We start from the raw sequence: 18,067 nt of genomic DNA, 5'->3' as shown, positions 1-18,067 counted from the left end.
GCCGCCGCTCCCCGGCGTGCACGGCACCGTCGTGCCGGTTCAGGCCCCCTCAGTCCTGTCAGCGGCCCCGTCCGGATCCACGCCTTCGGCTCCGGGTCGCTCCTCGCGCCCGGCGAGGCGCTGCGAGACGGCCTTGGTGACACCGTCGCGCATGGTGATGCCGTAGAGGGCGTCAGCGACCTCCATCGTGCGCTTCTGGTGTGTGATGACGATGAGCTGGCTGGACTCGCGCAGCTCGGTGAAGATGTCGAGGAGGCGCCCGAGGTTCGTGTCGTCCAGGGCCGCCTCGACCTCGTCCATGACGTAGAAGGGCGAGGGGCGCGCCTTGAAGATCGCGACGAGGAGGGCGACGGCGGCGAGCGAGCGCTCACCGCCGGAGAGCAGGGAGAGGCGCTTGACCTTCTTGCCTGCAGGGCGGGCCTCGATCTCGATGCCGGTGGTGAGCATGTCCTCGGGGTCAGTGAGGACGAGCCGTCCCTCGCCGCCGGGGAAGAGCCGGTCGAAGACGAGCGCGAACTCACGGGCGGTGTCCTCGTAGGCCCGGGTGAAGACCTCCTGGACGCGGGCGTCGATCTCCTCGACGATCGCGAGCAGGTCGGCGCGGGACTGCTTGAGGTCGGCGAGCTGCTCGGCGAGGAACTGGTGGCGCTGCTCGAGCGCGGCGTGCTCCTCGAGGGCGAGTGGGTTGACCTTGCCGAGGCGGGCGAGGTCCTTCGTGGCCTTGGCGAGGCGCTTCTCCTGCTCGGCGCGGACGTAGGGCCGTCCGGTGATGCGGCGGCGCGGCCCGACGGCGGCCTCGTCCTCGGGCCCAGCGTCGGCGTCCGCGCTCGCACCGTCGGCGTCGCCGTTGGCGCCCGTCTCCTCGGCCGCCTGGGCCTCGAGAAGCTCCTCGGTGACCTCGGGGACGAGCATGTGGGGCCCGTACTCCTCAACGAGCGGCTCGAGCTCGAGGCCGAGCTCGCTCATGGCACGGTCGGCGAGCGCCTGCAGACGCATGCGCTGCTCGGCGCGGGCGATCTCGTCGCGGTGAGCGGCGTCCGTGAGCCGGGAGAGCTCGCTCGTGAGGCCGTCGAGCTCCTCGCGGACCGCGCTCGTGGCGGCGAGGGCCTCACTGCGCTCCGACTCGATGCGGGCGCGCTCACGCTGGGCCTCCTCGACGCTGCCCCGGGCGGCCGCGGCGGCGTCACGGGCCTGGTCGCGCACGTGCGAGGCGATGGTGAGGCGGGCGGTGCGGCGGGCCTCGGCGCGATCGGCGGCGGCGCGCTGCTCGCGCTCGCGCCGGGCAGCGGCACGCAGGGAGTCGGACCGGCCGCGCCCGGAGCGCTCGCGCTCCTCGGCGGTGCGCAGGGCCAGACGGGCCTCGGTCTCCGCGGCGCGGGCGTCGCGAGCGGCGGCGACGGCGGCCTCGCGCTCCTCGCCAGCGACGGCGATGGCGGCCTCGAGGTCGGAGGGAGCACCCTCGCGCCCCTCCCCCGCAGCACTGGCCGAGCCGTCCTCGATCTCGGCGAGGGCCGCCGTGGCGGAGGCGAGCTCGGTGGTGCGCTGCGAGGCCTCGTTCTCGGCGCGCTCGAGGACGCGACGGGCGCGCCCGGCCTCGTCCTCCGCGGCGCGCACTGCGCTCGTGAGCCCGGCGAGGACCTCGGCGGCGCGGGCAGCCTCGGCGTCGGCGGCGCGCAGGACAGTGAGGGCCTCGCTCACCGCGCGCCTCGCGGCGTCCTCGTCGCGCCGGGCCGTCTCGAGGGCGGTGTCGGCCTCGGCCTCGGCGCGAGCGGCGGCGTCGGCGCGCTCGGCGGCGTCCTCGTGGGCGGCGGCGAGCTCGAGGACCGACGACGAGCCGCGTCCGGCGCCGGTGGCGCGGGCGGGGGCGAGGACCTCGCCGTCACGGGTGGCGACGACCGCATCGGGCGCGGCGGCGCGGGCGGCTCTGGCGGCGGGGAGGTCGGGGACGACGAGGGAGGCGGCGAGCAGCCGGTCGAGGGCGTCATCGAGGCCGGCGCGGGAGGCGGTGACGAGGCCGCGGGCGACGCGGGCGCCGTCGACGCCGGAGGCCGTGGCCGCTGCCAGGGCGGCATCGGCGGGCCCGGTCGGGTCCCCGGAAGCGGGGGCGTCGGCGAGGACGAGCCGCAGGGACCCGGCGTCCTGCGAGCGCGCGTGCTCGAGGGCGGCGACGGCCGCGTCGGCGTCCTCGACGAGGGCAGCACCGGCGAGCTCGCCGAGGAGGGCGGCGACGGCGTTCTCCCAGCCGCGCTCGACGCTGAGTGCCTCGGCGACCGGGCCGAGGACGCCGGGCAGCCCAGCCTCCGAGAGCGCGGCGGTGCCGTCCTGGGCGTGGAGGGACAGGGCGAGGGTGTCGCGCCGGGCGGCCCAGGAGGCGCGCTCGGAGGCTGCCTCACGTCGGGCGTCGGTGGCGGCGGAGACGGCGTCGCGCGCGGCGGCCAGGGCCTCGGTGGCGGCCTCGTGGGCGGCGGCGGCGCGGGTCTGCTCAGAGCTCGAGCCGGAGTCGGCGGAGTCAGACGCAGCGTCGGCCGCTGGTGCCCCCTCCCCCGCGGGCGCCCTCTCCCCTGCTGACGCGGCGCCGCCGTCGGCTCCGGTCTGCTCGGCGAGGGCCGCACGAGCCTCCTCGGCGCGGCGCTCCGCGGAGGTGAGGGCGGTGCGGGCCTGCTCGAGGCCGGCGAGCGCCGCCTCGTGGCGGGAGCGGGCGGATGCGACGCGACCACCGGCGCGCGCGAGCTTCTCGCGGTGCTCGGCCTGGCGGCGCTGGAGGCCGGAGAGGGCCGCCTCGGCGGAGGACTCGGCGGACTCAGCGTCGGCTCGCTCGCGCGAGGCGTCGGACAGGGCCGTGCGGGCGACCTCGATGGCGTCGGCGAGGTCGGCCTCCTCGACGGCCGCGACCTCGGCGCGGCGCTCGAGCTCGGCGGGATCGGTGCCGAAGGTGGGGCGCGGGGCGCTGGCGAGGCCGCGGGCACGCTCGGCGGCGACCTCGGAGAGGGAGGTGAGGGCCTGCTCGGCCCGCGTGAGCTCCTCCCAGACGCTCGTGGCGCGGGCGAGGCGCTGGCCGCTCGTGGCCTCGACGGCGCTGAGCTCGGCGAGACGGGCGCGGGCGACGCGCTCCGCCTCCTCGACGCCGGCGCGGCGCCGGGCGAGCATCGTCTGGTCCTCGTCGCCGGCCTCGAGGAGGGACTGGGTCTGGACGACGTCGTCGGCCAGAAGGCGGGCGGTGGCGTCGCGGACCTCGACCTGGATGGTGCGCGCGCGGCGGGCGACGGCGGCCTGGCGGGCGAGCGGGCCGAGCTGGCGGCGCAGCTCGGCGGTGAGGTCGGTGACGCGGGCGAGGTCGGCGGCCATGGAGTCGAGCTTGCGCAGGGCCCGCTCCTTGCGCCGTCGGTGCTTGAGGACGCCGGCGGCCTCCTCGATGAAGCCGCGGCGCTCCTCGGGCGTGGCGGAGAGGACCTCGTCGAGGCGGCCCTGGCCGACGATGACGTGCATCTGGCGGCCGAGGCCGGTGTCGGAGAGCAGCTCCTGGACGTCGAGGAGGCGGCAGGGGGTGCCGTTGATCTGGTACTCGGACCCGCCGCCCCGGAAGAGGGTGCGGGTGATGGTGACCTCGGTGTAGTCGATGGGGAGGGCGCCGTCGGTGTTGTCGATGGTGAGGGAGACCTCGGCGCGACCGAGGGGTGCGCGCTTGCCGGCGCCGGCGAAGATGACGTCCGCCATGGAGCCGCCGCGGAGGTTCTTGGCGCCCTGCTCGCCCATGACCCAGGTGAGGGCGTCCACGACGTTGGACTTGCCGGAGCCGTTGGGGCCGACGACGGCGGTGATACCCGGCTCGAGGCGCAGGGTCGTCGACGAGGCGAAGGACTTGAAGCCCTTGATCGTCAACGTCTTGAGGTGCACGGGGACACGATAGCGGGCGCCCGGAGGCTTCTGCCCACGCGCGCGGCGTGCGCGAGCCGCCCGGTGGATCTCCTCCTGGAGGACCAGGCGGGCTCGCTGCGCCCACCCCTACCCTCGTGGCGACCCGCGATACACCGCGAGGTAAGGGCGCTTGACACGCAGATCCATGTCAAGCAAACTGGACAAGTCAAGGAACCTTGACTTGTCGGGGTCCCACCCGACGACGCCCCCGACCCCGCCAGCCACCCGAGCAGGAGAAGCCCCGTGCTGAGGATCGACCACCTGTCCAAGAGATTCGGGAGCCTGACGGCGCTCGACGACCTCTCCCTCCACCTCGACGACGGCGAGATCGTTGGCTTCGTCGGCGCCAACGGCGCCGGCAAGTCCACGACCATGCGCATCGTCATGGGGGTCCTGGCCCCCGACGCCGGGGAGGTCACCTGGAACGGCTCCCCCGTGAACGCGGCCACCCGCCGCGCCATCGGCTACATGCCCGAGGAGCGCGGCCTCTACCCCAAGATGAAGGTCGCCGAGCAGCTCACCTACCTCGCCCGGCTCCACGGCGTCGCGAAGAGCGACGCCGAGCGCGCGGTCGAGGAGTGGACCGAGCGGCTCGGCGTGGCCGAGCGGCGCGGCGACGACGTCCAGAAGCTCTCGCTCGGCAACCAGCAGCGCGTCCAGCTCGCCGCCGCCCTCGTCGGCGCTCCCGAGATGCTCATCCTCGACGAGCCCTTCTCCGGCCTCGACCCCGTCGCCGTCGACGTCATGAGCGACGTCCTGCGCGAGCGAGCCGCCGCCGGCGTGCCCGCGCTGTTCTCATCCCACCAGCTCGACGTCGTCGAGAGGCTCTGCGACCGGATCGTCATCATCCGCTCCGGGCGCCTCGTCGCCGACGGCACCATCGAGGAGCTCCGCGCCACCGAGGAGCCGCGCTGGCGCGCCGTCGTCACCACGACGGCGCCCCAGGAGCCCCACCGCCCCGTGCTCGCGGACGCCGACGCCGTCGCCGCCCTCCCGGGCCTCGAGGTCACCGCCGACCGCCGAGGGAACCTCGTCCTCACCTGCGGCGGCGCCGACGAGCAGGCGCTCCTCGCCGCAGCGTCCCGGCAAGGCGCCGTCCGCGAGCTCGGCCCCGTGCGCCACGACCTCACGGAGATCTTCCGGGAGGCCCTCCACGACCCCGCATCAGACGAGGCCTCGCACACGACCGCCCCGACCGGCACGACCCAGCAGGAGGCCCGAGCATGAGCACCATGAGCCGCACCCAGGAGATCCGCCTCGTCGCCGGACGCGAGCTGCGCACCCAGCTGCTCAAGAAGTCGACGATCATCTCGACCCTCGTCATGACCGTCCTCATCGTCGGCGGGATCATCCTCGCCTCCGTCCTGGGCGGGGGCTCCCCAGCCCCCTACCGCCTCGGCGTCACCGGAGCGGACGCCGCCACCGTCAAGGCCCTCACCCCCATCCTCGAGCAGGTGCCTGACTCCGACGGCGCCAAGGTCAGCGTCGTCGACCTGTCCGGGAGCTCGGCCTCCGCGGTCGACGCCGACCTCACCGGCGACGACTCGCCCGACGCCGTCGACATGGCCCTCGTCCTCGGCAAGCAGCCGACCCTGCGCGTCGAGAAGTCCTCCGACGACGCCGTCGTCTCCGGAGTGACCGCCGCGCTCCAGCAGCAGGCGCTCGCCGAGCAGATCACCTCGCTCGGCGGCGACCCCGCCGAGGTCTCGGCCACCGTGGCCGGGGCGGCCCCTCAGGTCGTCACCCTGGACGCTGACAAGGAGGGCCAGGGAGCGACCGGCCCGCAGTACCTCATCCTCATGGCGATCGACGTCATCCTCTTCATCGTCATCATGGGCGGCGGCCAGATGATCGCGATGGGCGTGGTCGAGGAGAAGGCCAGCCGGATCGTCGAGATCCTCCTCGCCTGCGTCCGCCCGACCTCCCTCCTGGCCGGCAAGGTCCTCGGCACGGGCACCGCGGTCATCGCCAGCTACGCGCTCATGGGCGTCGTCTCCGTCATCACGGCCCGGGCCACGGGCGTCATGCCGAGCCTCGGGGTCGACCTCAACGGCGCCGTCGGCGCCATGATCGTGTGGATGGTCGTCGGCTTCGCGACCGTCGCGGTCCTTTACGGTGCCGCGGGCTCCCTCGTGAGCCGGCAGGAGGACGTCTCCAGCGTGACGATGCCGCTCATGATGCTGTGCATGGTCCCCTACATGCTCACGATCTTCATGTCGCAGGGCGACCCGACCGGGACGGTCTGGCGGGTGCTCTCCTACGTCCCCTTCTTCTCGCCCTTCCTCATGCCAGCCCGCCTGGTCCTTGGCGTGTCGAGCTGGGCTGAGCAGGGCGTCGCGCTCGCCATCGCGCTCATCGCGCTGCCCCTGCTCGTCCGTGGGGCCGCGACGGTCTACACGCGGGCCGTGACCCGCACGGGCGGCCGTGTCCCCCTCAAGGAGGTCCTCGGCCGCCGCGCCGCCTGAGCCCATCGGCCCTGCAGCCACCGGTGCGACGACGTCGGCCCGCCCTCCGCGTGGAGGGCGGGCCGACGTCGTCACGTGACGTGCCGCCGCGATGCGGGCACGTCGTCAGGCGCGGGGCGTCACTTGGCGAGCTCGGGGAACCAGATGGCGATCTCGCGGGCGGCGGACTCGTTCGAGTCGGAGCCGTGAATGAGGTTCTCGATCGCGCTGGTGCCCCAGTCACGGCCGAGGTCGCCGCGGATGGTGCCGGGGGCGGCCTTGGTCGGGTCGGTGGCGCCCATGAGGGTGCGCACGGACTCGACGACGGAGTGCCCCTCCACGACGGCGGCGACGATCGGGCCGGCGGTCATGTACTCGACGATGCCCGGGTAGAAGGGCTTGTCGACGTGCTCGGCGTAGTGCTCCGCGAGCTGCTCCTCGGTGGCCGTGAGGCGCTTGATGGCGACGATGTCATAGCCCTTGGCCTCGATGCGGGCAAGGATCTCGCCCGTGAGGCGACGGCTGACAGCGTCGGGCTTGAGGAGGATGAGGATGTGGTCAGGAGCGGAGACCTCGGTCATGGATGTCCTTTCGGAGGGTGCGGTCGCGGGGTCGCGAACGGCAGGTGAACCGAGAGAAGAGTGACGGACGAAGCCTCACGTGCGCAAGCAGGCGAGCGGCACGGTACCGCAGGACCGTGACGCTCCCGGGCACGCCCTGGTGCCCGGGCGAGCTCTGTCGAGCCCCCAGCGCCCTGCCCTGGGGGCGTGGACCTCGTCAGGCATGCGTCAGGATCCCGACGACGTCGGCCAGGACCGCCTCCGGCGCCGGACCGGTGACGGAGAGGTCGAGCTCGTCGCCACCTCGCGCCCCGAGCGCGAGGAGCTCCATGAGGGTGGTAGCGCCTCGGCCGTCGACGAGCATCTCCGCGTGGCCGGCGCGCAGGGTCGCGACGATGGCGGCCGCGGGACGGGCGTGGATGCCGTCGGGGTCGGCGAGGCGGATCCTGGAGGTCGTGGCGGTCCGGGTGACCGTGCCAGGCTCGGCTGCACGCCGTGCCTCAGGGACGACGACGGGCTCGAGGTCATCGATCCATCCACGGACGGCCTCCTTCGCGCAGCGGGCGCAGGCCCCGGCGCTGCCTCCGCCCTGCGCCTCGACAGCGGCGGCCAGGGTCCCGCGGGCGATCGGGGCGTCGACGGCGACGACGGTGCGCCCGTCGGCAGGACGGTGCTCGAGCTCGACGACGATCTCGGCGCTCATGAAGGCGCTGCCAAGGTCGGCGGTGAGGAGGACCTCGTGGCCGGCGTCGAGGAGCCCGGTGACGACGCCGCGGACGGCCGGGAGGTCCGTGCCGAGACCGCCGTCGGGGCCGCCGCCGACGGGGCGCACGGCGACGTCGGGCGCCATCTGGCCGATGAGCTCGGCGACGCCGTGGGCGAGGTCACGCGAGTGCGAGACGATGACGATGGCCGTGGTGGCGGACTCGGTCACGGGAGGCTCCTGGGGAGGGGAGGTTGTGCGGCGCGTGGGACGCGGGGCGCTCGTGCGCCCCGGTGGGCCGCGCGTGCGCCGTCGGCCTCAGTCGCCGGCGCTCTCGTGGGACTCAGCGGCCTCGACGGCCGCGCGCAGGATGAGGGCGGCGGACTCGGCGCCCGGGTCGCGGTGCCCGACCGAGCGGGCACCGAGGTAGGAGGCGCGACCCTTGCGAGCGACGAGGGACTCGGTGCCTCGGGCACCCTCGGTGGCGGCGTCGGCGGCCTGCCGGAGCACGTCGAGCGGGGCGTCGCCCGCCTCGGCGGCCGCCTCGGCGGCGGCGGCGGCCGGGTGCCACGCGTCGATCATGGTCTTGTCACCGCTCTCGGCGCGGCCGCGGGCCTCGACGCCGTCGCTGGCCCCGCGGACGAGCCGGGCGACGTCCTCGGAGGAGAGCTCGGCGGCGTCGCCGACGCGGGAGGCCCGGAGGAACGCGGTGCCGACGAGAGGGCCGGCCGCGCCGCCGATCGTGGCGATGAGGGTCGTGGCGACGGCCTTGAGGACCCCGGCCGGGGTAGTGGGAAGGGTGCCGTCAGCGGCCCCGGAGTCGAGCTTGTCGACCGCCGCGCGGAAGCCGCGCTCGAGGTTGACGCCGTGGTCGCCGTCGCCGATGGCACGGTCGAGCTCGGTGAGCTCGTCACGGTGCTCGGTGACGGAGGCTGCGGTGCGACGGGTCCACTCGATGGCCCAGCTCGCGTCCAGAGGCATTGCTCGTCCCTTCTGCGTGCCCGTCTGCGCGGCGTGCCGCGCTCGGACGTGGGAGTGGGCGGACCGGGCGCGACGCGCGCACCGCTCCGTCACCACCATGGTCGGTCGCATTGTCCCACGCTCCGAGCGTCCTGACGACGGGGCCGCGCGGAGGGGACGACCGGACCCCTGTGAGGTCCTACGCGCCCCGGGACCGGCGAGCGCCCGGTCGTCGGGCGTGACGTCGTCAGACCCGGCCGAAGAGCGCCCGCGCCTCAGCGGCGAGGACGACGGAGCCGACGATGAGCACCCCGGAGGCCGGCAGCGGCGCGTCCGTGCCCTCGGCGATCGTCACCGCCTGCTCGACGCCGGAGCCGAGGTCCGGGGCGACGATGACGCGGTCGTCCCCGAGCACCTCGCGGGCGACGACCGCGAGGTCCTCCGGCTCGGCTGCGCGCGGGGAGTCGATGGGGACGATGACGACGGCGTCGACGGCGGGCTCGAGCGCCGCGAGGACGCCCTCGGCGTCCTTGTCCGCCATGGCGCCGTAGACGGCGACGAGGTGCTGGAAGGGGAAGGCCTCGTCGATGGCGCTCATGAGGGCGGTGACGCCGTGCGGGTTGTGCCCGGCGTCGACGAGGACGGTCGGCGAGGAGCGGACCACCTCGAGGCGACCGGGGCTCGTCACGGAGGCGAAGCCGTCCTCGACGATCTTGGGGGGCAGGGCGCGCCCGCCGAAGACGGCCTCGGCGGCCGCGAGCGCGAGGAGGGCGTTGCTCGCCTGGTAGTCGCCGTGCAGCGGGACGAAGACGTCCTCATAGACGGCTGCGGCGGTGCGCATCGTGACGAGCTGCCCGCCCACGGCGATCGAGCGGTCCAGGACGCGCAGGGCGCCGGCGTCGGGGGCGTCGGGGTCCTCCTCGGGGTCGAGCTCGCGGCGCCAGACGACACCGTGCTCGGCGGCCGCGGCGGCGATGACGGCCTGCGCCTCGGGGACCTGGACGGAGGTGATGAGGGTGGCGCCGTCCTTGATGATGCCGGCCTTGTTCCCGGCGATCTCCTCGATCGTGTCCCCGAGCCAGGCGGTGTGGTCGAGGCCGATCGGGGTGATGACCTCCACCTCGGACTGGACGACGTTCGTGGAGTCCCACGTGCCGCCCATGCCCACCTCGACGACGGCGACGTCGACGGGGTGGTCGGCGAAGGCCGCGAAGGCCATGACGGTGAGGACCTCGAAGAAGGACAGGCGCGGTCCGCCCTTGGCGAGGGACTGCTCGTCGACCATCTCGACGTAGGGGGCGACGTCCTCCCAGGCCGCGACGAAGCCCTCCTGGCTGACGGGCTCGCCGTCGAGACTGATGCGCTCGCGGATGGTGGCGAGGTGGGGGCTCGTGAAGCGGCCGGTCCGCATGCCGGTGGCGGCGAGGAGGCGCTCGACCATGCGCGCGGTGGAGGTCTTCCCGTTGGTGCCGGTGACGTGGACGACCCGGTAGCTGCGCTCGGGGTTGCCGAGGAGGTCGAGGACGGCCTCGACGCGCTCGAGGGAGGGCTGGACCTGGTGCTCGGGGGCGCGCCTGAGGATCTCGGCCTCGACCTCGCGCATGCGGGCCGAGACCTCGACGGCGTGGGCGGCCGCGCGCAGGTCGGCCTGGTGGGCCTCGATCTCGTCCGCGAGGCCGGAGTCCTCCTGCCCGTCCCAGTCCGTGTCGTCGCCGGAGCGGCCCGAAGGCGCGTCGGGGAGCTGCGGCTCCCAGTCCTCCCAGTCGTCGGAGTCGTCCTCGTCGACCTCGGCGAGCAGGGCGTCGAGCTGGTCGAGGTCACCCGAGGGGATCATGTTGTGGGCGACGAGGTGGCGCAGCGCGTCGAGGTCGGCGGCCTCCCGGACGTCCTCGGCGGCCTCGGCCGCGGCCTGCTCGGACTGCAGCTCGGAGACGGAGACGGTGGAGCCGTCAGGCCGGGTGGCGGTGGGACCACCGGCTGCCTCGATGTAGGGCAGCAGCTCGGGGTCGATGCCCTTGATCCCGGCAGGGTCGCCCTCGATCTCACGACGCAGCGCCTCGAGCCCACCGCTGGTGGCGACGGCCTCGCCGAAGACGGCGTCGACGACCTCCTCGCCGGTGGCGCCCTCGGGGATGCCGAAGGCTGCGCCCGGGTGGCTGGGGCGCGGGGCGTCCGCGTCCTGGCGGGGCCGGGAGGCGTCGTCGTGGCTCGGCTGCTGGCTGCTCATCGTGCTCCCTGGGGTGGCGGGTCGGACCGGCTCGCTGCGTTCTCGCGCCGCGGGCACGGACAAGCCTAACGACGACGCCCCGCGTCCTGTTCCCAGCAGGTCCGGCTGGGCCTCGCGGGGCGAGTGGCAGCGTCGCCTGCGCACCGAGATCGACGCCTTCCGGTCGAGCACGACGGCGCAGGCGTCGCGCTCAGCGGGAACGCGTCGTGGTCGAGGTGGTGGTGCGTGGCCGGTAGCGGACAGCGTGCGCCTCAGGGCCTCGGCTCGGCGGGGCTCGCGTGGAGGAGCTGGGCGAGGGACCAGGTCTCGCTCGCCGCGGAGACCGCCCCGACGGCGCGGGCGACGGCGCGTCCGGCCCAGGCCAGCGGCCCCCAGCCGCGCACCTGACGCGTCAGGCGCACGGCCGTGCCCGGCCCGTCGGGGCGCAGGTCCAGGACGAGGAGGAAGGTGCGCGGCTCCCGGGCAGGCTGGTCCACCCAGCTCGCGAGCCAGGCGACGCGCCAGCCCTCCCCACGCGGCTCGTCGAGGACGCGATCGAGGCGCTGGCGGGCGGTTCCCTTGCGTGAGGAGTGCTCGATGAGCGTCCAGGCTCCCGCCGGCTCCTCGCGCGGAGTGCCGAAGACGCCGTCGGTGGCCTCAGCGAGGCCTGCGCGGCCGGCACCGGCGCCGTCGCCGTCGCCGCCGTAGGCGAGGCGCTCCCCGGGCATGAGCCACTCGTGGAGGCGCGCGGGATCGCGGACGAGCTCGCGCACGTCCTCGTACCCGGCGGCGATGAAGCGGCTGACCTGCGTCGTCGCCGTCGGCCCGTCGAGGAGCTCGGGCACGCCGCGCGGACGGGACGTGGAGGGCACGGGAGCCCAGTCCTCGTCGGCGAGAACCTCCGCGACGCTCACGCCCGAGCGCTCCAGCGCGGCGGCGGGCCCGCCGCTGGCGTGGGTGAGGAGGGCGGTGAGGAGCGCCCGCTCCCCCTGGGCGGAGGAGAGCAGGTCCTCGATCCCGGGGGCGAGCGCCATCTCCCGGGACTCGCGCCAGGCCTCGGGGAAGGGCAGGCGCTTCGGGGCGGGCAGGGCCGAGGGGTCCAGGCCGAGGGAGGCGAGGTCGTCGGCGTCGCGCCCGGCGACGGCCTTACGGAGCCCCTCGACGCTCGCGCCGTGGCGGGTGAGCACGCGCGTGGCGGGGCCTCCGGTGAGGAGGAGGCCGACGAGGAGGTCGTCGAGGGTGATGGTGGCGCGCCCGGCGAGGCGTGCCTCGACGCCGGCGGCGGCCATGGTGGTGAGCGAGGCGAGGATGTCGGTGGTCCAGCGTGAGGCTCTCACGGTCGGTCTCCTGTCCGGTGGCGGGCGAGGGCGGGGTCCACCCGTCGGGCGAACCGCTTGTGGACGGCCTGGCGGGTGACGCCGAGCGCCGCGGCGACCTGCGCCCAGCTCATGCCGGAGCGCAGGGCCGCCTCGACCTGGCGGAGCTCGAGCTCCTCGGTGAGGCGGCGGAGCGTGGCGACGGCGCGCAGCCCCTGCACGGGGTCGGTCGTGTCCGCGGCGGCGCGCGCGGCGTCCATCTCGTCCATGGAGCAACCATGGTTGACGCCGATCCGTCTGTCAACCCTCGTTGCTCAGGTCCGTCGGCGCCCGCCGCCGTCACTAGGCTGGTGGCGGCGCCGCACGGCGCCCGTCCCAGGCGTCTGGGGCGCCGCCCCGACCACCTGGGGCGCGGACGAGGCAGGAGTGAGGACCATGGAGATCATGTCGGGACCGAACGAGGAGGACGCCCCGATCACCGCGTGGCTCACGGACATGGACGGCGTCCTCGTGCGCGAGAACAACGCCCTGCCCGGCGCCCAGGGGCTCATCGACACCCTCACCGAGCGCGAGGTCCCCTTCCTCGTCCTGACGAACAACTCGATCTACACCAACCGGGACCTGTCCGCCCGGCTCGAGCGCTCGGGGCTGCACGTGCCCGAGGACCGGATCTGGACCTCCGCCAACGCGACGGCCGCCTTCCTCACCCAGCAGTCCCCGGAGTCCTCCGCCTTCGTCATCGGGGAGGCCGGGCTCACCACCGCGCTCCACTCCGCCGGCTACGTGATGACGGAGCAGGACCCGGAGTACGTCGTCCTCGGGGAGACGCGGAACTACTCCTTCAACGCTCTCACGCACGCCATCCGCCTCATCGAGGGCGGCGCGAAGTTCATCGCGACGAACCCGGACACGACCGGCCCCTCCGACGAGGGCACGCTGCCGGCCACGGGCTCGGTGGCGGCGATGATCCGCACGGCGACGGGCCGCTCCCCGTACTTCGTCGGCAAGCCCAACCCCGTCATGATCCGGGCCGGGCTCAACGCGATCGGCGCGCACTCGGAGTCGACGGCGCTCATCGGGGACCGCATGGACACCGACGTGCGCGCGGGCGTCGAGGCGGGGCTGCGCACCCACCTGGTCCTCACCGGCTCGACCTCGCGCGGTGACGTCGAGACCTACCCCTTCCGCCCGTACGCCATCCACGAGGGCGTCGGGGAGATCGTCGAGCTCGTCACCGCTCGGGACTGAGCCCCGGGGCTCACGAGGGTCCCGAGCCTCAGCGGCGCCGGGGCCGGGCTGTCAGGCCTCCCCCACCCAGGCCGGGGAGATCGCGGCGCGCAGGACCGCCACCGAGAGCTCCTCGTCGTCGATGCCGCCGCTGCGCACGAGGGACTCCGTGGCGCCGAGCACGGCGAAGGCGAGGTAGGAGACGAAGGCGTCGTGCGCGAGGCCGTGCGCGTCCGCGGGCACGCGCGGGACGAGGTGGGGCGAGCGGCGCACGTGAGCCTCGATGACCTCCCGGGTGCGTCGCAGGAGCGCGTCCTGCACGACGGCGGGTAGGTGCGGCTCGACGTTGCGCCGGTAGATCACCACGTTGCGCGCGACGTGCTGCACGAGCAGGCGCATGGCCACGACGAGACTGTCTCCTCCGGCGGGGGCGCCGGCGTCAACGACCTCGGTGACGTCGTGGTCCTCGTAGAGGTAGTCGGCGAGGACGTCGGTGGGGCTGGAGGCGAGACGGTAGAAGGAGTCGCGCGAGACGTGCGCCTCCCAGCACACCTCAGACACCGACAGCTCCCCGACGGGGCGGGTCGCGGCGAGCCGGACGACGGCGTCGCGCAGCGCGCGGTACGCCCTCGTCGTCGACGGCGGTCGCTCCTCCTCGAGACTGCTTGCGCGTGGCACGCGGCACGCGGCACGCGGCACGCGGCACGCGGCAGAGCCTAGTCGCTCCCCGCGCCCCTCCCTGGGACCTCCACGACGCTGCCGTGCTAGCACCCGGCACGACGGGACCCCGCCGAGACGGTCACCTGAGGTGACGGTCTCGGCGGGGTCCCGCCAGCGCACCGCCTCAGGCGCGCACGACCTCCGCGCTGGGCTGCGTGCCCTCGGGCGTCTCGACGAGGTCGACGGCCACGCAGCTCGTCTCGGCCTTGATGAGGTCGAGGTGGGCTCCCGTCCACGCGCCCTTGTCCGCCGGGACGGTCAGGCGCATTCGCATCGGCTCGCCGACCTGGAGGTCGGCGGCCTTGCGCTCGTCCATGACGAGGCGGACCAGGTCGCGAGCCCAGCCCTCGGCCTCCAGCTCCTCGTCCAGGGCGGTGTCGAGGACGACGAAGGCGCCGGACGGCAGCATCGTGGCGGACAGGGAGTCGTCGTCGACGTCGATGCGGCTCGTCAGCTCGAAGGCGGAGTCCTCCGCCTCGAGGACGACGGGGCTCCCATCGACGAGCACGTCGTCGAAGCGGACGTCGCCGTCCTCGGTGAGGGTCCACTCCCCCGCCTTCTGCGCCTTGAACAGGCGCGAGGTGAGCTTGCGGACGTCCGGGGAGAAGGCACGCGGGTTGAGCGTGAGCTCCTCGTGCACCTCGTAGCCGGCGTCGGCGGCGTCGAGGACGCGGACCTCCTTGACGTTGACCTCCTCGGCGATGAGCGAGCGGAAGGGCGCGAGCCCGGCCGGGTCGGTCGTCGCGACGGTGAGGGTGCGCAGCGGCTGGCGCACGCGCAGCTTCTCGGCCTTGCGCAGCGACAGCGTCGCGGAGACGGCGGCGCGGGCCTCGTCCATGGCGGCGACGAGCGCGGGGCTGGCGACGAGCGCGGGCAGCTCCGGGTAGTCCGTGAGGTGGACGGAGCGACCGCCGGTGAGCCCGCGCCAGATCTCCTCGGAGACGAGCGGGGCGAGCGGGGCCTGGACCTCCATGAGGACGCGCAGCACGGTGTGCAGCGTGTCGAAGGCCGGGTGCGAGACGCCGGCGTCCTGGCTGGTGAAGCGCGAGCGGGAGGTGCGCAGGTACCAGTTGGTGAGGACGTCGAGGAAGTCGCGGATCGTCTGCGTGGCGCCGGTGACGTCGTAGGCGCTCATCTGGGCGCGCACGGTCTGCGCAAGGTCCTTCGTGCGCGCCAGGACGTAGCGGTCCATGACGTTGAGCGAGCCGTTGGGGCCGAAGAGGGACGTGTCGGCGAGGTCGACGCCCTGGGTGACGTACCCCTTCCCGCCGTCGGCCTGGCCGGCGTAGAGCGCGAAGAAGTACCAGGTGTTCCACAGCGGCAGGAGGACCTGCCGCACGGTGTCGCGGATCGCCTGGTCCGTCACGGACAGGTTCCCACCGCGCACGACCGGGCTCGACAGCAGGAACCAGCGCATGGCGTCGGCGCCGTCGCGGTCGAAGACCATGTTGACGTCCGGGTAGTTGCGCAGCGACTTGCTCATCTTCTGGCCGTCGTCGCCCAGGAGGATGCCGTGGGAGACGACGCTCGTGAAGGCGGGCCGGTCGAAGAGCGCGGTGGCCAGGACGTGCAGCGTGTAGAACCAGCCGCGGGTCTGGCCGATGTACTCCACGATGAAGTCGCCCGGGTTGTGCGACTCGAACCACTCGACGTTCTCGAAGGGGTAGTGGACCTGCGCGTAGGGCATCGAGCCGGACTCGAACCAGCAGTCCAGGACGTCCGGGATGCGACGCATCATCGACTTGCCCGTCGGGTCGTCCGGGTTGGGGCGCACGAGCTCGTCGATGTAGGGCCGGTGGAGGTTGTCGACCTTGACGCCGAAGTCCCGCTCGAGCTCCTCGAAGGAGCCGTAGACGTCCTCGCGGGGGTAGCGCGGGTCGTCCGAGCGCCACACCGGGATGGGGGCGCCCCAGAAGCGGTTGCGGGAGATGGACCAGTCGCGAGCGCCGGCAAGCCAGTTCCCGAAGATGCCGTCCTTGATGTGGGCGGGCGTCCACTCGATCTGCTGGTTGAGCTCGACCATGCGGTCACGGATCGCGGTGACCTTGACGAACCAGGAGGAGACGGCCTTGTAGATGAGCGGCTTGCGGCAGCGCCAGCAGTGCGGGTAGCTGTGTACGAAGCTCTTCTGCTGGACCAGGACGGCGCGCACGGCGGGGTCGCGGCGGGCCATGGGGCCGGTGCCGTCGCGCAGGTCGGTGATGACGGGCTTGTTGGCGTCGAAGACCTGGAGCCCCTCGTAGTCAGGGACCTCGGAGGTGAAGCAGCCGCCCTCGTCGACGGGCAGGACGGGCTGGATGCCGGCCTCCATGCAGACGAACATGTCGTCCTCACCGAAGGCGGGGGCGATGTGGACGAGGCCGGTGCCGTCCTCGGTGGTGACGTAGTCACCGGAGATGATCGTCCAGCCGTTGGGGCCGGGGGCGGCGCCCTCGGCGCGGTGGGCATCGTCGTCGAAGTAGCCGAAGATCGGGTGGTAGCGGCGGCCGACGAGGTCGGTGCCCTTGAGGTGCGCGACGACCTCGGGCTCCTCACCGAGCTCCTTGGCGTAGGCGGCCAGGCGGGCCTCGCCGACGACGACGGTCTCCCCAGCGACGGGCGAGTCGAGGTCGGCCGCGACGCGCACGGCGACGTAGTCGATGTCCGGGCCGACGGCGACCGCCTCGTTGGAGGGGAGGGTCCACGGCGTCGTCGTCCAGATGAGGACGAGCTCGGGCTTCTCGGCGGCGTCGAGGAGCGGCTCTGTCAGGCGCATGCCGACCGTGACGGTGTTGTCCTGGCGGTCCTGGTAGACGTCGTCGTCCATCTTGAGCTCGTGGTTGCTCAGGGGCGTGCGGTCGTGCCAGCAGTACGGGAGGACCCGGTAGCCCTGGTAGGCGAGACCGTTGTCGTAGAGGGTCTTGAAGGCCCAGATGACCGACTCCATGTAGTCGGGGTTGAGGGTCTTGTAGTCGTTCTCGAAGTCGACCCAGCGCGCCTGGCGGGTGACGTAGTCCTCCCACTCCTGGGTGTAGCGGAGGACGGAGGAGCGGCACTCCTCGTTGAACTTCTCGATCCCGATGCCGCCGGGGCGGGTGATCTCGGTGACGTCGTCGATGCCGAGGAGACGCTGGGCCTCGAGCTCGGCGGGCAGGCCGTGGGTGTCCCAGCCGAAGCGGCGCTCGACGCGCTTGCCGTTCTGCGTCTGGAAGCGGCCGACGGCGTCCTTGACGTAGCCGGTGAGGAGGTGCCCGTAGTGGGGCAGGCCGTTGGCGAAGGGCGGGCCGTCGTAGAAGACGAACTCGTTGGAGTGGCCGTCGTCGTCCTGAGCGGGCCGGTTGTCAATGGACGCCTGGAAGGTGCCGTCCTGCTTCCAGTAGGCGAGCACGTCCTCCTCGATGGCGGGGAAGGACGGGGAGGGGTTGACGCCCTCACCCGCGCGGTGGAGCGGGTACTGGGCGGGGTGGAAGGACTCCCCCGTCGGCGTGGTCTGGGTGGCGTCTGCCATGGCTGGTGCCTCGCGTGTCTACTCGTGAACCTCTTCATCACGAGGACGACGCCGGGCCCTCCTCCACAGGCCGTGACCTGGGAGCCGGGCGGCACCGCGGTACCACCTCGCTTGCCGTGCTCTCCGTCCGACGCCCGTCTGGACGTCCGACGGCGGTGCTCGGCCGCTCGCAGGGGGCTGTGCGGGCCCCGCCCGCCCGGGTCTAGTGAGGCACCGGCTCATCGCGTGGACGGCACGGGCCCGTTCTTCCGGGAGGCTCGCCGGTGATGCCCGGGCCCGCGGGGTGAGCCGCGGGCGCCGGCCGGGTCAGCGCCTGGTGGTGGGGAGTGTATCGGCGCGGCGGCGCAGGTTTCCAGGTCCACCGCCCTGACGAGGGCGTCGTCATCGACACAGTCGCGCGCCGCCCGTTACCTTGTTGGTGGTTGCCGGCGAGGGATGCCGGTGGCCGGGCCAGCGGTGGTCGGCATGATGTCTTGCCCCTGTCTTCACAATGATCCGGGGGGTGTTGTCACCGGCCACCGCAAGGGCT

At 73.7% G+C, this 18,067-nt stretch carries 12 protein-coding genes; 3 read left to right on the top strand and 9 right to left on the bottom strand.

Annotated features, from left to right (window positions below):
- Positions 1 to 39: 39 nt before the first annotated feature.
- Positions 40 to 3,894, bottom strand: coding sequence for a chromosome segregation protein SMC (gene smc, locus IXW69_RS08440; RefSeq protein WP_194785905.1), 3,855 nt, complete (start codon positions 3,892 to 3,894; stop codon positions 40 to 42).
- Positions 3,895 to 4,158: 264 nt separating this feature from the next.
- Between smc and IXW69_RS08435 the strand changes: the two genes are divergently transcribed.
- Together IXW69_RS08435 and IXW69_RS08430 are read left to right on the top strand one after the other, a co-directional pair.
- Positions 4,159 to 5,142, top strand: coding sequence for an ABC transporter ATP-binding protein (locus tag IXW69_RS08435; RefSeq protein ID WP_194785904.1), 984 nt, complete (start codon positions 4,159 to 4,161; stop codon positions 5,140 to 5,142).
- Complete coding sequence (locus tag IXW69_RS08430) at positions 5,139 to 6,380, top strand: ABC transporter permease (RefSeq protein ID WP_194785903.1); 1,242 nt, start codon at positions 5,139 to 5,141, stop codon at positions 6,378 to 6,380. Before IXW69_RS08435 ends, IXW69_RS08430 begins: the two co-directional genes overlap by 4 nt.
- A 119-nt stretch (positions 6,381 to 6,499) precedes the next feature.
- Here IXW69_RS08430 and ndk read toward each other — a convergent pair whose 3' ends face one another.
- From ndk to IXW69_RS08400, 6 genes are all read right to left on the bottom strand, one after another.
- Positions 6,500 to 6,940: a nucleoside-diphosphate kinase gene (gene ndk, locus IXW69_RS08425; RefSeq protein WP_194785902.1), complete on the bottom strand. Its 441-nt coding sequence runs from the start codon at positions 6,938 to 6,940 to the stop codon at positions 6,500 to 6,502.
- 196 nt (positions 6,941 to 7,136) lie between these two features.
- On the bottom strand, positions 7,137 to 7,853 hold the full coding sequence (gene dhaM / locus IXW69_RS11930) for a dihydroxyacetone kinase phosphoryl donor subunit DhaM (RefSeq protein WP_194785901.1): 717 nt from the start codon (positions 7,851 to 7,853) through the stop codon (positions 7,137 to 7,139).
- Between the two features lie 87 nt (positions 7,854 to 7,940).
- Positions 7,941 to 8,603 carry a dihydroxyacetone kinase subunit DhaL gene (gene dhaL, locus IXW69_RS08415; RefSeq protein ID WP_194785900.1) on the bottom strand — a complete coding sequence of 221 codons (663 nt, stop codon included), beginning with the start codon at positions 8,601 to 8,603 and terminating at the stop codon, positions 7,941 to 7,943.
- A 226-nt stretch (positions 8,604 to 8,829) separates the two neighbouring features.
- Positions 8,830 to 10,809 carry a bifunctional folylpolyglutamate synthase/dihydrofolate synthase gene (locus IXW69_RS08410; protein WP_194785899.1) on the bottom strand — a complete coding sequence of 660 codons (1,980 nt, stop codon included), beginning with the start codon at positions 10,807 to 10,809 and terminating at the stop codon, positions 8,830 to 8,832.
- A gap of 251 nt (positions 10,810 to 11,060) precedes the next feature.
- The gene (locus tag IXW69_RS08405) at positions 11,061 to 12,125 is read right to left on the bottom strand and encodes a Clp protease N-terminal domain-containing protein (RefSeq protein ID WP_194785898.1); all 1,065 of its coding nucleotides are present in this window, start codon (positions 12,123 to 12,125) and stop codon (positions 11,061 to 11,063) included.
- A complete protein-coding gene (locus IXW69_RS08400; RefSeq protein ID WP_194785897.1) occupies positions 12,122 to 12,373 on the bottom strand; it encodes a hypothetical protein in 252 nt (83 codons plus the stop codon). Before IXW69_RS08400 ends, IXW69_RS08405 begins: the two co-directional genes overlap by 4 nt.
- 175 nt (positions 12,374 to 12,548) lie before the next feature.
- Between IXW69_RS08400 and IXW69_RS08395 the strand changes: the two genes are divergently transcribed.
- The gene (locus IXW69_RS08395) at positions 12,549 to 13,352 is read left to right on the top strand and encodes an HAD-IIA family hydrolase (RefSeq protein ID WP_407646555.1); all 804 of its coding nucleotides are present in this window, start codon (positions 12,549 to 12,551) and stop codon (positions 13,350 to 13,352) included.
- Positions 13,353 to 13,403: 51 nt separating this feature from the next.
- Here IXW69_RS08395 and IXW69_RS08390 read toward each other — a convergent pair whose 3' ends face one another.
- Entirely contained in the window at positions 13,404 to 14,009 is a 606-nt protein-coding gene (locus IXW69_RS08390; protein ID WP_194785895.1) for a hypothetical protein, read from the bottom strand.
- Positions 14,010 to 14,175: 166 nt separating this feature from the next.
- Positions 14,176 to 17,538 (bottom strand): isoleucine--tRNA ligase, encoded by a 3,363-nt coding sequence (ileS, locus tag IXW69_RS08385; protein WP_194785894.1) that lies wholly within the window; start codon positions 17,536 to 17,538, stop codon positions 14,176 to 14,178.
- Positions 17,539 to 18,067: the final 529 nt, after the last annotated feature.

The organism is Actinomyces haliotis, assembly GCF_015355765.1.
Lineage (GTDB): Bacteria > Actinomycetota > Actinomycetes > Actinomycetales > Actinomycetaceae > Actinomyces > Actinomyces haliotis.
This window is presented reverse-complemented; position numbering and strand designations above follow the sequence as displayed.